Origin of the sequence: Streptomyces sp. NBC_01446, from assembly GCF_026340095.1 — a bacterium.
GTDB lineage: Bacteria > Actinomycetota > Actinomycetes > Streptomycetales > Streptomycetaceae > Streptomyces > Streptomyces aureus.
The window spans coordinates 580,377-593,391 of the sequence record NZ_JAPEPO010000003.1; the positions used below are offsets into that span (position 1 = coordinate 580,377).

Below are 13,015 nucleotides of genomic sequence, written 5' to 3' on the forward strand. Positions count from 1 at the left end.
GTTCAGCTGCCACCGATGCCAAGAGCGGTGAGCAGGACCAGGACCACGGTGACGACGGCGAAGAGGCCGTGCCCTGCAACCACCGACACGGGGAAATACCGCTCAGCGGGCTCGGACTCCGCACCCGAGGCGGCCGCGGCGGAACGGGCCCGGTGGACCGGAAGCCACCGCGCAAGCATCGCGAAGCCGAGCAGGGCAACGGGCACCAGCAGGCCGAACGCGGTCCAGGCCAGGACGTCCTTGTCGGTGATCACATAGATGATCCAGACGACCAGGCCGACCGCGGCGAGTGCGAAGTGCCCGAAGATGACGGGGACGGGCAGTCGACTGTTACCCGCCTTGACTCCTCCGCGGGAGAGCCAGGTACCGAGCATGTAGAAGCCGCCGAGAGCAGTGATCACCCAAGTGATCAGTGCGGCGATGTCCATGAGGACTCCTCGTTTCGAAGTGAGTACCCACCGCGGCCCCATCTGCGCGTGGCCACACTGGTGGGGGAAGGATCAGCCGGTGGGGCCTGGCGGACGGTGCGTGGGGACGAAGCCCTCGGCCTGAGTGGTCTCACCGGCCACCCGCACGCCGTAGCGATAGGCGAGCTTTCCGCCCAGATAGCCGGAGACCCCCAGGCCCACGAGGCTCACGGCGTTCAGCGCGAGCATCCCGCCTCCCACGCCGGCAGCGAGCCGGTGGTCGGCATGCCGCCACAGGAAATTGCCGGCGTAGGCGGCGGTCACCAGCAGGTTCAGCGTCATGTGGACGAGGCCGACGCGGAAGGCCCGGGTCCCCGGCGGGATGGCGAACAGGTCCAGGACGCCGACCAGCGCCGCGGCCAGAGCGCCGATCACCCCGAGCGCGATCAGCCACATCGCTCCCCGGACCAGGAAATCCGGATCACGTACAAGGTGCGAGGCGATGTCGAAGACCAAGCTGCCCACCCACGCACCGATCGGGACGGTGACCAGGATCGGGTGGAAGGGGTGCCCGTACGGCCCGGCCAGCGCAGCGCTCACCGGCCGCTTGGCCCGCTCATGCGACGGATCCACCATTCCGACCACCTCCAGTTTCACCAACAAATCTTGGTCTTATTCACGGAAGGCGTCAAGATACCCAGCCCTGCGACGAGCCGTACGAGGATTCGCCAGTTGCACCTATCGGCATACGCGTTACTGTGGAGGTGTGACCTCTGACGTAGCGCCGCACACTTCCCCCGCAGGTGACGCGGCGATCGAGTCCGTCAGCGTCCTCGGCGAGGACTCCCGGCGGCAGATGTTCGCGTTCATCCGGCGTCAGCGCCGTCCCGTGACCCGGGACGAGGCCGCCGCCAGCGTGGGGATCTCGCGCAAGCTCGCCGCCTTCCACCTCGACAAGCTCGTGGACGCCGGCCTGCTGCACGCTCGGTACGAATCACCCGGCGGGATCCGGAAGGTCGGCCGCCAGCCCAAGGTCTACGAACCCACCGACAGCCACATCCACGTCAGCATCCCCGACCGCCGTCACGAACTGCTGGCCGACCTCCTGCTGGAGGCCGTCCTGACCGAAGACGACGGCGAATCCGCGGCCCACGCCGCCGTGCGCACAGCCGGCCGGCGCGGCCGGGAACTGGGCGAGAGGGAGCGGGAGCAGACGCGTCCCGGCCGACTCGGCGCAGAACGTGGACTGAGCGTCTGCGAGCGGATGCTCGACCAGCACGGCTTCGAACCGGTCCGCGAAACCCCCACCCAACTCCGACTGCAGAACTGCCCGTTCCACCCTCTGTCAGCCAAGGCTCCCGAGCTGGTGTGCGGCATGAACCACGCCTTCATCGCCGGTTACCTGCAGGGCCTGGAGGTAACCGGCGTAGAGGCGATCCTCGCCCCGCGTCCCGGGCAATGCTGCGTCCAACTAGGCCCCACCAGGGGGTGATGTGCGGCTCTGTTCACCACAGCGACGTCGTCGGGCTGCCGACCGAGGACGTCACCGACGCCACCTGGCGCTACCACTGAGCGCGGCCGGCAGAACCAGGGCCGCGGCGCCGAGATGACGGTGGGCGACGACCACGGGACCGGCCCGGCGTTCCCAGACCGGAGCATTCCCATGGTTACCAAACTGAACATGCACCGCCCTTCGGCGACGACGGAATCCGCAGGGCAAGGCACTGTCACAGCAAAATCGTCCGCCTCAGACTGGGGACTTCTGCTGATCAGGCTGTCATTCGGGCTACTGATGGCTGGGCACGGCGCTCAGAAACTGTTCGGCATCTTCGGGGGCAAGGGCCTGACGGAGACCGGGAAGGGGTTCGCTGCCCTCGGCTTCCATCCCGGAAAACTCTTCGCCCTGATCGGCGGTCTGTCCGAATTCCTCGGCGGCCTCGGCCTGGCTCTCGGACTGCTCACGCCGCTCGCGGCCGCCGCCATCATCGGCGTAATGATCAACGCCATGGCAACCGTCACCGGGGCCCAGGGCCTGTGGGAGACGGACGGCGGAGTGGAGTACAACGTCTGCATCGCCATGGTTGCCCTGGCCCTCGCCGCGATCGGCCCCGGGCGCCTGGCCGTGGACCGGTTCTTCCGTTGGGGTACGGGCGGCTGGCCCGAGGCTGCCTTCGCACTCGGCCTAGGCGGAATCGCCGCCGCGATCACCCTGCTTATCTGAACCTTCGCGCCCACACCCGCCGCGACACAGCCAACGTCCTTCGCGAGCGAGGCAGGCACCACCGCTCCAGCCTTCGGCGGGTGCAGCCGTGCTTCCCCGCGCCGCTCTGGCGAGCTGGACACAAGGCGCGCGGCCCCCGGCCTCTGCACGCCGGATCGAACAAAGCTGCCCCCAAGCCCACGTCGCGGATGACATCCCTGGACGTCCACGCGGATGCGGGCGGCATGGCGTGCCCGCTCACGCACGCAATCCCGCAGTCTCCAGCAAAGCCAAGCAATTCAGTCCCGGCGCAGACCTCCCCATCCGAGGCGCCCGCAGCAATCCGTGCCAGTGCCGTGCCAGAAACAGGGGTAAACAGTGGTCAACCAGGGGCGGAGAAGTGCTGGGGTGTGCAGCCGCCGGACACGGTGTTCCCGCAGGTCAGGATGGCAGCAGGCCCGCGGAAAGCCCCCTGATTCCCAAGCTGAGAGCCCGGTGTCAGTGCGTGGTGGGATCGTGCGGTTATGGACGCACTCTTTGATCTCCCCGAACCGGTGACGCCGGAACAGGCTGTCATTGCTCACTACTGTTTGAGCGATGAGCAGTACGGCTCACCCGCCGAGCGGGCATTGTCTGCCGCAGTTGCGGATGCAGGAGTCGGCGAGGTCGACGGGAACGAGTTCGGCGGAGGTGAGGCCGTGCTGTATGCCTACGGTGCGGATGCCGAAGCGCTCTTCAAAATCATGGAGCCGACACTGCGTAGCCTGCCGTTCAGGCCTGCACACGTGGTGCTGCGACGGGAGTCCCGCGAAGCGGAGTCCCGAGTGGACTTGTGATGCGGTACAGCAGCGAAGCACCGCAACCACAGCAGCCGATCGCATCCAGTGACGCCCCCGTGAAGCCCGCTGACGACCTGTTTGCCCCTCGCTGACCGATCCGCATAGAGCTGCGGATCAGAAGGGTCGTCGCTCCCCATGGGCGTCGAGCGCATCGGTGTAGCGCTGACGCTTGGCCCCTAGATCTTCCTGGAGGAGGAGTGCCGCTTGGCGGGCCTCCCCCTCCAGGTCGCCGGCGGCGCAGAGTTCGACAAGCTCAGCCACGTCTGCAGAAACAGTGATCGCTAACCGCCGCTCAAACTGGTCGACAAACGCTGTCACCGAAGGTGAACGAAGCCAGACATTGGAGCCTCAGCTTCGTGTCGCTTCCTCAGCGGTCTGTCTTGACGGAACAGACAGACCGCCGGGCTTGTGACCATGGGCTCTCGCACACCTTCCGAGTCAGCAGCCCGCAGGTCTCCCACCTGCGCGCTTGCCACGTGGTTGGGGGGCCAACGCGGTGCCGGGCCGGTAATGCGGGCACGCGTCGACGCCGCCGACCAGGGCCTGGACGCGGGCTGCCGGCGCGGAACTCGCCTGGACAAGCCTCCGGGTGTGTGACGCGGACGATCCCGCCATGCGGCCGACGAGCTTTCCCTGGCCCCGGTCGGACGGGCGGATCAGCGCAATCCGGCGAAGAGATCGTTCTCGGGGACGGCCGCGCCTGTGGCGTCCTTGACACGTACGAAGGTCTCCATGCCCATCAACTCGCCGAACCTCTCCTTGCCCATCTTGAGGAAGAAGATGTTCTCGCCCTGACTGGCGTGCGCGGCCAGCGCGTCGAACTTCTGACCGCTGAAAGCGGTGGTGTCCACCCACGTGGTGATCTCATCGTCAGGCAGGCCGATCTCAGCCATCGCGGCGGCCTCGGCCGGATCCGGCTCCGGCATGTCCTCATGAAACTCGCGCATGGTCTCCCCGAACCGCTGCATTATCGAGCGGGGCATCGTCGTCCAGTACACCTTCGGTGTCAGCTCGGTCATCTCCACCGCCGCCATCGTGATGCGGTGAGCCTGGATGTGGTCGGGGTGGCCGTAGAAACCGTTCTCGTCGTAAGTGACGACCACATCGGGCCGGTAGTGCCGGATGAGTTCCGCAAGCCGGGCGGCGCCTTCCTCCACCGGGGTCTGCCAGAAGGATCCGGGGGCGTCGTTGCTCGGCCAGCCCATCATTCCGGAGTCGGCGTAGTCCAGCATCTCCAGATCGCTGACCTTCAGCACCTCACAGCTCGCCTCGAGTTCCTGACGGCGCATCACGGCGACAGCCGCCGGATCGTGCCCGGGAGCGCCCGGCTTCACACCCCCCGGCCCGTCACCGCAACCGCCGTCGGTACACGTCACCAGAACCGTGCGGATGCCCTCCGCCGCGTACCGCGCGAGGACCCCTCCGGTTCCGGTGGCCTCATCGTCGGGGTGAGCGTGCACTGCCATCAGCGTCAAAGGCCGGTCAGTCATGAAACAGTCCTCCTGCAGAAATACGTCTCGGTCCGAGTGCGCGGCGGGCGTGCCGCGCTCCCGGGGCCCGGATCCTGGTGGGGCGGACGACCTTGTGGTCTCCGTGCTCCCCGCCCGTACGATGCCGGTCCCCCGTTCGATGCAACCGCGCCGGCACGACCGGCTGTTCCCGGCGCGGCGCTTGACCTTTGAGGCGTCGGCGTTTCAACGCGAACGAGGTACAGGAGCGATGACCTGCACGTCTCAGCGTCACGTCGGCCCGACTTCCATCCGGGGGCCAGACGGCAAGGATTCGCTGACATCGAGCGTCACCGGGCCGGAATCCCTGTCAAGGGGCTCAATTGGATGACAGCGGACAGTTTCCGAAGGCACGTGGTGATCTACCGGCTCTGGAATGTGGGAGGAGAAATGTCTTCGGGCGAAGGTTCTGCCACAGCTTCTGACCTCTGCCGCTACCTGCCTCGACAGCCAGCAGCCCTTAGGCGACCGGTTGCCGCCACTGGGCGCTCAGGTCGACTACACAGAAGAGGTTGCCGTCCGGATCGGCGAGGACAAGCCAAGCACCAAGTGAGACAAGCTGCTGGACCTCTGCCTCCTGTTCCTCCGTGGTATCGGTGAAGAGGTTCAGGTGAAGACGGGGACGTGGCTCCGCCTGCGACGTGCTGCGCATCAGACCGAGGGCCCTGCCAATGCTATCGGCGTGATGGAGCGCCTGCCACGCCTCGCTCTCCCTCGGTGGCGACCACGTCCAACGCCTCCGTCCAGAACGCGACTGCGCGGAAACCGCGCAACTACCTGGGTCTCGGACTCGCATCCCTTTCTGCTGCTAGAAACGGCTCCTCAAGCTCACCATCCAGGACACGGTCTCACTGCCGCTCGACAGCCCATCAGACGGGTCAGTCCGACTCCCGTCGAAGGACGCGGCGAGCCGCCTCAGCCTCGGCTGCCGGCGGGGACACCTCGTCGAGGACATCAAGCTCGTCGTCCCCCTCCAACTCCCGTTCCCAGGCTGCGGCGAGCCGCTCCTGCTCCTCCCCGGACCTGGCCACGACGGTCTCTCGGTCCTCAGGCGCCAGGGCCGCCAGGAAGCGTGCGACTGAGTCGTTCGGCATGCTAAACACCCTTCGCTGGGCATGGTGCTGGTCCGGGCTCAGCATGATGAATCAGTCCGGCGATCGCGGCCCGACACAGCCGCAGCACACCCGGATGGCGCCATCTCGTTGTAGACGTTCCGCCAGTTGTCGCATTTCTCGGGCAGATGAATTCACTGCGTTCCGGTCTGGAACTTGAAACAATCGAATCGATCACCTCACGGCGATCCCGCCACCGGCCACCCGGCTTCGGCGTCCGGTCCGGTCCGGAAGCATCGGCTCAATCCGCGCCCATTGCACGTCAGTCAACGGCGCACCCGGACCAACGACCAGCTGTTCCAAACGGAACTTCCTAGCCCCGCCTGCCCTCTCGCGACGGCGGTCGCCCCGTGCTTTCGCGCACCACCAGCCGTGTCGGCACCAGCGTGGCGCCCGGTTCGGTCTCGCCCTGCCGGACCTGACGCAGTGCGCTCTCGACGCAGCGGCGGCCGACCTCGGCGAAATCCTGGTGGACCGTGGTGAGCGGCGGCTGGAACGAGCCGGAGTCGGGGATGTCGTCGAAGCCGATGACCGAGACGTCGTCGGGGACCTTGCGGCCCCGCTCTTCCAGGGCCCGCAGTAGGCCGAGCGCCATCTGGTCGTTCGCCGCGAACACCGCGGTGCAGTCGTCCTGTTCGGCGAGGCGCAGGCCCGCGCGGTAGCCCGAATCGGCCGACCAGTCGCCGCGCACCAGCGGTGGGACCGCGCGGCCCGCGGCCTCAAGTGCCTTGCGCCACGCGTCTGTTCGGCGCTGTGCGGCGAACGACTCGGAGGGGCCCGCCAGATGCCAGACCGTGCGGTGGCCGTGGTCGAGGAGGTGGCGTACCGCGTCGCGGGTGCCGCCCGCTTGGTCCGTGTCCACGACCGCGTAACGGTCATCGGCGTCCGAGTCCGCGACCACGACCTTCACGTGGGGCGGCAGCGTGAGGCTCGCCGAGTCGAGCAGATGGACCTCCATGATGACGATGACCGCGTCCACCGCCAGCTCGCCGAGGCGCGAGAACGCGCCGCGCACCTCGTCCTGGGTGGGCACCGCGACGGGGAGGAGCGTGACCGCGTAGCCCTCCTGTGCGGCCGAGGTCGCGATGGCTTCCAGCGTGCGCATGTTGCCCGTCGTGGAGAGCGTGAACGTGATCACGCCGATGGTGCGGAAGTCCCCCCGTTTCAGCGCCCGCGCCGCGCTGTTGGGGCGGTAGCCGAGCTCCTTCATGGCGGCGAGGACCCGTTCGCGTGTCTCCTCGTTGACGCCGGGAAAGCCGTTCGAGACGCGGGAGACCGTCTGGGACGAGACACCGGCAACCCGGGCGACGTCGGCCATCGACGCGTTGTGTGCGCGGCGCCGGGCGTCGGTCCTGCCGCGCCCCGGCGCGCTGTCCGTTGCTCCCACCGTTGGCCTCACCAGTCGAGTTGATCGTTCACGGGCGACTCTTGACCGTCCTCTGCGAGGCAGTGTAGACATGCCGCCACCGGATGTTTACGCAAACATATTACCTGTCGGTCGCTTGCGCACCGGAATGTTTACGCAAACATCCGAGCACCATCCGCGAGGCACGTACGAGCGAGGGACGCGAGATGACGACGCTTCAACCGCCGGCCGCCGCAAGGCCACGACCGGCCGGGCCACCGGTGCGCAGGGCGCGCCGCTCGTGGACGGGATGGGGGTTCATCGGCCCCTTCGTGCTCGTCTTCGCCCTGGTCTTCCTGGCGCCGCTCGCGTACTCGGTCTATCTGAGCCTGTTCCGCACACAGCTCATCGGCGGCACCACCTTCGTGGGCCTGGACAACTACCAACAGGCCTTGCAGGACGGCCAGTTCTGGGACGGAGCCTTCCGCGTCGGACTGTTTCTGCTGATCCAGGTGCCGATCATGCTCGGCATTGCCTTGCTCGTCGCCCTGGCGATCGACAGCGGCCGCCTCTACGGCAAGGACTTCTTCCGGATCACCGTCTTCCTGCCCTACGCGGTACCCGCCGTCGTCGCGACCCTCATGTGGGGCTTCATGTACGGCACCCGCTACGGCTTGGTCGGCGACGTCAACGACGCGTTCGGCGTGAAGCTGCCCGACCCGCTGTCCGCCGACCTGGTCCTCGCGTCCATCGGCAACATCGTGACCTGGGAGTTCGTCGGCTACAACATGCTGATCTTCTTCGCCGCGCTGCGCGTCGTACCGCACTCGCTGTACGAGGCGGCCGAGATCGACGGCGCCGGACCGTGGCGCGTCATCACGGCCATCAAGCTCCCCGCGATCCGCGGCGCCCTCGTCATCGCCACGATCTTCTCGATCATCGGCAGCTTCCAGCTCTTCAACGAGCCCGCCATCCTCCAGAAGCTCGCGCCGAACGCGATCACCACCGACTACACCCCGAACTTCTACACGTACTCGCTGTCCTTCGCTGGCCAGCAGCAGAACTACTCCGCGACGGTCGCCATCGTCATGGGCGTGATCACGATGATCGTCGCCTACGTGGTCCAGCTGCGCGGCATGCGCAAGGGAGCGTGAGCGCGATGACCACCACCACCGGTTCCGTGCGGCCGACGGCACCGCTCAAGTCCGCCGCCCCGCGCCTGCGTTCACCGCGCCGCCGGATACCCGGCCGACCCCGGCGCAGCATCCTGCTGACCGTGCTGACCGGCGTCGTCCTCGTCTACAGTCTGCTGCCGCTCGTGTGGCTCCTGATCAGTGCCACCAAGTCCCAGCAGGGCCTGGCCCGTTCGTTCGGCCTGTGGTTCGACGGGAACTTCGACCTCTGGCACAACATCGGCGAGACCTTCGCGTACCAGGACGGTGTCTTCGGCCGCTGGCTCCTCAACACCCTCCTGTACGTGGTTGTGGGCGCGGGCGGCGCCACCTTCCTCGCGGTCCTGGGCGGATACGCGCTCGCCAAGTTCGCCTTCCCCGGCAAGCGCGCCGTGTTCGCCGTCGTCATCGGGGCGGTCGCGGTGCCGGGCACAGCCCTTGCCGTCCCCACGTTCCTGATGTTCAGCAAGATGGGGCTCACCGACACCCCATGGGCCGTCATCATCCCCTCGCTGATCTCACCGTTCGGCCTGTATCTCATGTGGGTGTTCGCCACCGAGGCGATCCCCACCGAGCTGATGGAGGCCGCCCGCATCGACGGCGCCAGCGAGCTGCGCACCTTCTTCCAGGTCGCCCTGCCGCTGCTCGCGCCCGGCACCGTCACCGTCCTGCTCTTCACCACGGTCGCGACCTGGAACAACTACTTCCTGCCGTTGATCATGCTGAAGGACCCCGACTGGTATCCGCTCACGCTCGGCCTGGACTCCTGGAACAAGCAGGCGCAGACGGCCGGCGGCGAGGCCATACCCCACCTGGTGCTCACCGGCTCACTGCTCACCATCGTGCCGCTGATCGCCGCCTTCCTGCTGCTCCAGAAGTACTGGCAGTCCGGGCTCTCCGCCGGAAGCGTCAAGGAGTAGGCGCAGCACCGCAGTTCACACCGCGTACACCCTCTGTAGGACCACAAAGAAGTGGAAGCATGCCCATGCCCAAGAACTCCCGCCGCCTGCTGCGCGGCATAGGTCTCCTCTGCGCCGTCGCCCTCGGGGCCACCGCATGCGGCGGTTCCGACAACGACAGCTCGAGTGACAAGCAGGTCAGTTCGGCCGACATCCAGGCGGCCCTGAAGAAGGGCGGCACCGTCACGGTGTGGGCGTGGGAGCCCACCCTGAAGCAGGTCGCCGCCGACTTCGAGAAGAAGTACCCGAAGGTCGACATCAAGCTGGTCAACGCGGGCACCAACAACGACCAGTACAAGGCTCTGTCGAATGCGATCGCAGCAAAGAAGGGCGTCCCGGACGTCGCCCAGATCGAGTACTACGCGCTCGGCCAGTACGCCCTGACGAAGCAGATCACCGACCTCAAGGCGTACGGCGCCGAGAAGCTGGCGGACTCGTACTCGCCCGGGCCGTGGAACTCGGTGAAGTCCGGCAGCGGCGTCTACGGCCTGCCCATGGACTCCGGCCCGATGGCGCTCTTCTACAACAAGAAGGTCTTCGACAAATACAAGATCGCCGTCCCGACGACCTGGGACGAGTACGTCGAGGCCGCCCGCAAGCTGCACAAGGCCGACCCGAAGGCGTACATCACCAGCGACGCCGGCGACGCGGGCCTGACCACCAGCCTGCTGTGGCAGGCTGGTTCGCACCCGTACAAGGTCGACGGCACCAAGGTCGGCATCGACTTCACCGACGCGGGCGCGAAGAAGTACTCCGACACCTGGCAGAAGCTGATCGACGAGAAGCTCGTCGCGCCCGTCACCGGCTGGACCGATGACTGGTACAAGGGCCTCGGCGACGGAACCATCGCCACGCTGCCCACCGGCGCCTGGATGCCCGCCAACTTCGCCTCCGGTGTGAAGGGTGCCTCCGGCGACTGGCGCGTCGCCCCCATGCCGCAGTGGGAGAAGGGCGCGAACGCCAGCTCCGAGAACGGCGGCAGCTCGCTCGCGCTGCCCGAGCTCGGCAAGAACAAGGAACTCGCCTACGCCTTCGTCGAGTACGCCAACTCCGGTGCGGGCGTGCAGACCCGCATCAAGAACGGCGCGTTCCCCGCGACGACGAAGGATCTGAACTCCTCGTCGTTCCAGAACACCGAGTTCCCGTACTTCGGCGGCCAGAAGGCCAACAAGGTCTTCGCCGAGTCCGCGAAGAGTGTGCCCACCGACTGGAAGTACCTGCCGTACCAGGTGTACTCCAACTCGATCTTCAACGACACCGTCGGCAAGGCGTACGTCTCCTCGACCAAGCTCACCGCCGGGCTGAAGGCCTGGCAGGACGCGTCCGTCAAGTACGGCACCGAGCAGGGCTTCACCGTCGATAAGTAGCCCGCCGCCTCCCGCGACCGCACCTGTGGAAGACCGCTCCCCGAAAGGACGCGCATGACCGCCCCCCTCACCTCCCGTTTCCCGTACGCGAAGGGCTCGGACGGCACCCGGCGCCTCGGCTACGGAGCCGACTACAACCCCGAGCAGTGGTCACGGGAGGTGTGGGCGGACGACATCCGGCTGATGCGTGAGGCCGGGGTGAACATCGTCTCCCTCGCCATCTTCTCCTGGGCGCGGCTCCAACCCACCGCCGACACCTGGGACTTCGGCTGGCTCGACGAGATCATGGATCTGCTGCACGCGGGCGGCATCGGCGTCGACCTGGCCACCGCCACCGCGTCGCCGCCGCCGTGGCTCACCACCGCGCACCCGGAGATCCTGCCGGTGACCGCGAGCGGCGAGACACTGTGGCCGGGCGCCCGACAGCACTGGCGGCCCACCTCGCCCGTCTTCCGCGAACACGCCCTGAACCTCGTCCGCCGCCTCGCGTCCCGCTACGCCGACCACCCGGCCCTGGTCGCCTGGCACGTCAACAACGAGCTGGGCTGCCACAACGTCTACGACTACTCCGACGACGCCGCCCGCACCTTCCGGTCCTGGCTGCGCCGCCGCTACACCACGCTCGACGCCCTCAACAACGCCTGGGGGACGGCCTTCTGGTCCCAGCGCTACAGCGACTGGGAGCAGCTTCTGCCGCCGCGGCTCGCCGCCTCGCACCCGAACCCGACCCAGCAGCTCGACTTCAAGCGCTTCTCGTCGGACGCGCTCAAGGAACACCTGCTCGCCGAACGAGAGATCCTGCGCGAGCTCACCCCGGACACGCCGGTCACCACCAACTTCATGGTAATGCCGGGCACCAAGGGCATGGACTACGCGGACTGGGCGGACGAGGTGGACTTCGTGGCCAACGACCACTACGTCACCCCCGGGCCGCAGGACCGCGACGAACTCTCCTTCTCCGCCAACCTCAGCAGCGGCATCGCGGGACACCGCCCCTGGTTCCTGATGGAGCACTCCACCAGCGCCGTGAACTGGCAGCCCGTCAACCCACCGAAGGCGCCTGGAGACCTGGCCCGCGACTCGTTGCTGCACGTCGCGCACGGCGCCGACGCCGTCTGCTTCTTCCAGTGGCGCCAGTCGGTGGCCGGAGCCGAGAAGTACCACTCGGCGATGGTCCCGCACGCCGGAGCCGACAGTGAACTCTTCCGCTCCGTCGTCGAGCTGGGACGCACCCTCGACGCACTCGCCCCCATCGCGGGCAGCGAGCGCGAACGCGCCCGTGTGGCGATCCTCTTCGACTGGGACTCCTGGTGGGCCGGCGAGCAGGACTCCCACCCCACCTCCCGCCTCGACTACCACCGCGAGGCCCTCGACTGGTACTCGGCGCTGCTTCGTCTCGGCCACCGCGCCGACGTGGTGCCCGCGCGCCGCACCGACCTGTCCGCGTACGACGTCGTCATCGCGCCCGTCCTGCACGTGGTGCCACAGCCGCTCGCCAAGGAACTCACCCGGTACGTGGAGGGGGGCGGCCACCTCGTCACCACGTACTTCTCCGCGATCGTCGACGAGAACGACCACGTCTGGCTCGGCGGCTACCCGGGCGCGCTGCGCGACGTTCTCGGCATCCGCATCGAGGAGTTCGGGCCACTTCTCGACGGCGACACCGTCGAGCTGGACAACGGCACCACCGGCAGCCTGTGGACCGACCGGATCTCCGTCACCGGCACGGACGTCGAGGTCCTGGCGGGCTACCGCACCGGCACGTACGCGTCGCGCCCTGCCGTGACCCGGCGCGGCACGGGCCGTGGCTCGGCCACATACGTGTCCACCCGGCTCGGCGTCGACGGGCTGACCGTGCTGCTGCCCGAGCTGCTCGCCCCCGCCGGGGTGACCAGCGAACTCCCTCAAGACGTACGGGGGTTGGTGGAGCACGCCGTGCGGCGCGACACGCAGTACCGCTATCTGTTCCTGGTCAACCGGAGCGACGAGCAGGTGGCGCTGCCGGGTCTGACCGGTGACGTACTCGTCGCGCCGCAGACCGAGGGCGACGGCCTCGTCCTCGCGCCCCGCCAGGTCGCCGTCCTGCGGCAGTCCGCCTCCTGAATC

14 protein-coding genes are annotated in these 13,015 nt (G+C 67.7%); 7 read left to right on the forward strand and 7 right to left on the reverse strand.

The window, feature by feature from the left end; all coding sequences use genetic code 11:
• Nucleotides 1–2: 2 nt before the first annotated feature.
• Together OG456_RS47245 and OG456_RS47250 are read right to left on the reverse strand one after the other, a co-directional pair.
• Nucleotides 3–428: a hypothetical protein gene (locus tag OG456_RS47245; RefSeq protein WP_266571264.1), complete on the reverse strand. Its 426-nt coding sequence runs from the start codon at nt 426–428 to the stop codon at nt 3–5.
• A 72-nt stretch (nt 429–500) separates the two neighbouring features.
• Complete coding sequence (locus tag OG456_RS47250; protein WP_266571265.1) at nt 501–1,043, reverse strand: DUF2231 domain-containing protein; 543 nt, start codon at nt 1,041–1,043, stop codon at nt 501–503.
• 130 nt (nt 1,044–1,173) lie between these two features.
• Here OG456_RS47250 and OG456_RS47255 point away from each other — a divergent pair, with 130 nt between their 5' ends.
• The 3 genes from OG456_RS47255 (at nt 1,174) to OG456_RS47265 (ending at nt 3,443) form a co-directional block, all read left to right on the forward strand.
• Nucleotides 1,174–1,899, forward strand: coding sequence for a metalloregulator ArsR/SmtB family transcription factor (locus OG456_RS47255; RefSeq protein WP_266571266.1), 726 nt, complete (start codon nt 1,174–1,176; stop codon nt 1,897–1,899).
• A gap of 189 nt (nt 1,900–2,088) precedes the next feature.
• Nucleotides 2,089–2,628: a DoxX family protein gene (locus tag OG456_RS47260; protein ID WP_266571785.1), complete on the forward strand. Its 540-nt coding sequence runs from the start codon at nt 2,089–2,091 to the stop codon at nt 2,626–2,628.
• Between the two features lie 503 nt (nt 2,629–3,131).
• The gene (locus OG456_RS47265; protein WP_266571267.1) at nt 3,132–3,443 is read left to right on the forward strand and encodes a hypothetical protein; all 312 of its coding nucleotides are present in this window, start codon (nt 3,132–3,134) and stop codon (nt 3,441–3,443) included.
• 117 nt (nt 3,444–3,560) lie between these two features.
• On the opposite strand, the gene OG456_RS47270 is transcribed toward OG456_RS47265, so the two are convergent.
• The 5 genes from OG456_RS47270 to OG456_RS47290 all read right to left on the reverse strand — a co-directional run bounded on the left by OG456_RS47270 (nt 3,561) and on the right by OG456_RS47290 (nt 7,384).
• Nucleotides 3,561–3,707 (reverse strand): hypothetical protein, encoded by a 147-nt coding sequence (locus OG456_RS47270; RefSeq protein WP_266571268.1) that lies wholly within the window; start codon nt 3,705–3,707, stop codon nt 3,561–3,563.
• A gap of 395 nt (nt 3,708–4,102) precedes the next feature.
• Nucleotides 4,103–4,936: a PIG-L family deacetylase gene (locus OG456_RS47275; RefSeq protein WP_266571269.1), complete on the reverse strand. Its 834-nt coding sequence runs from the start codon at nt 4,934–4,936 to the stop codon at nt 4,103–4,105.
• Nucleotides 4,937–5,414: 478 nt separating this feature from the next.
• Nucleotides 5,415–5,750, reverse strand: coding sequence for a VOC family protein (locus tag OG456_RS47280; RefSeq protein WP_266571270.1), 336 nt, complete (start codon nt 5,748–5,750; stop codon nt 5,415–5,417).
• A gap of 82 nt (nt 5,751–5,832) precedes the next feature.
• Nucleotides 5,833–6,048 (reverse strand): hypothetical protein, encoded by a 216-nt coding sequence (locus OG456_RS47285; protein WP_266571271.1) that lies wholly within the window; start codon nt 6,046–6,048, stop codon nt 5,833–5,835.
• A gap of 331 nt (nt 6,049–6,379) precedes the next feature.
• Nucleotides 6,380–7,384, reverse strand: coding sequence for a LacI family DNA-binding transcriptional regulator (locus OG456_RS47290; RefSeq protein WP_266571272.1), 1,005 nt, complete (start codon nt 7,382–7,384; stop codon nt 6,380–6,382).
• A gap of 254 nt (nt 7,385–7,638) precedes the next feature.
• Between OG456_RS47290 and OG456_RS47295 the strand changes: the two genes are divergently transcribed.
• The 4 genes from OG456_RS47295 (at nt 7,639) to OG456_RS47310 (ending at nt 13,012) form a co-directional block, all read left to right on the forward strand.
• On the forward strand, nt 7,639–8,565 hold the full coding sequence (locus OG456_RS47295) for a carbohydrate ABC transporter permease (protein WP_266571273.1): 927 nt from the start codon (nt 7,639–7,641) through the stop codon (nt 8,563–8,565).
• Between the two features lie 5 nt (nt 8,566–8,570).
• Nucleotides 8,571–9,503, forward strand: coding sequence for a carbohydrate ABC transporter permease (locus OG456_RS47300; RefSeq protein ID WP_266571274.1), 933 nt, complete (start codon nt 8,571–8,573; stop codon nt 9,501–9,503).
• Nucleotides 9,504–9,568: 65 nt separating this feature from the next.
• Nucleotides 9,569–10,909 carry an ABC transporter substrate-binding protein gene (locus OG456_RS47305; protein ID WP_266571786.1) on the forward strand — a complete coding sequence of 447 codons (1,341 nt, stop codon included), beginning with the start codon at nt 9,569–9,571 and terminating at the stop codon, nt 10,907–10,909.
• A gap of 54 nt (nt 10,910–10,963) precedes the next feature.
• The gene (locus OG456_RS47310; RefSeq protein WP_266571275.1) at nt 10,964–13,012 is read left to right on the forward strand and encodes a beta-galactosidase; all 2,049 of its coding nucleotides are present in this window, start codon (nt 10,964–10,966) and stop codon (nt 13,010–13,012) included.
• The last annotated feature ends 3 nt before the right edge of the window (nt 13,013–13,015 follow it).

Excerpts from the sequence above, each read along its gene's own strand:
- OG456_RS47245 (WP_266571264.1), bottom strand. The coding sequence starts at position 428 with ATGGACATCGCCGCACTGATCACTTGGGTGATCACTGCTCTCGGCGGC.
- OG456_RS47250 (WP_266571265.1), bottom strand. The coding sequence starts at position 1,043 with ATGGTGGATCCGTCGCATGAGCGGGCCAAGCGGCCGGTGAGCGCTGCG.
- OG456_RS47260 (WP_266571785.1), top strand. The coding sequence starts at position 2,089 with ATGCACCGCCCTTCGGCGACGACGGAATCCGCAGGGCAAGGCACTGTC.
- OG456_RS47265 (WP_266571267.1), top strand. The coding sequence starts at position 3,132 with ATGGACGCACTCTTTGATCTCCCCGAACCGGTGACGCCGGAACAGGCT.
- OG456_RS47275 (WP_266571269.1), bottom strand. The coding sequence starts at position 4,936 with ATGACTGACCGGCCTTTGACGCTGATGGCAGTGCACGCTCACCCCGAC.
- OG456_RS47280 (WP_266571270.1), bottom strand. The coding sequence starts at position 5,750 with ATGCGAGTCCGAGACCCAGGTAGTTGCGCGGTTTCCGCGCAGTCGCGT.
- OG456_RS47285 (WP_266571271.1), bottom strand. The coding sequence starts at position 6,048 with ATGCCGAACGACTCAGTCGCACGCTTCCTGGCGGCCCTGGCGCCTGAG.
- OG456_RS47290 (WP_266571272.1), bottom strand. The coding sequence starts at position 7,384 with ATGGCCGACGTCGCCCGGGTTGCCGGTGTCTCGTCCCAGACGGTCTCC.
- OG456_RS47295 (WP_266571273.1), top strand. The coding sequence starts at position 7,639 with ATGACGACGCTTCAACCGCCGGCCGCCGCAAGGCCACGACCGGCCGGG.
- OG456_RS47300 (WP_266571274.1), top strand. The coding sequence starts at position 8,571 with ATGACCACCACCACCGGTTCCGTGCGGCCGACGGCACCGCTCAAGTCC.
- OG456_RS47305 (WP_266571786.1), top strand. The coding sequence starts at position 9,569 with ATGCCCAAGAACTCCCGCCGCCTGCTGCGCGGCATAGGTCTCCTCTGC.
- OG456_RS47310 (WP_266571275.1), top strand. The coding sequence starts at position 10,964 with ATGACCGCCCCCCTCACCTCCCGTTTCCCGTACGCGAAGGGCTCGGAC.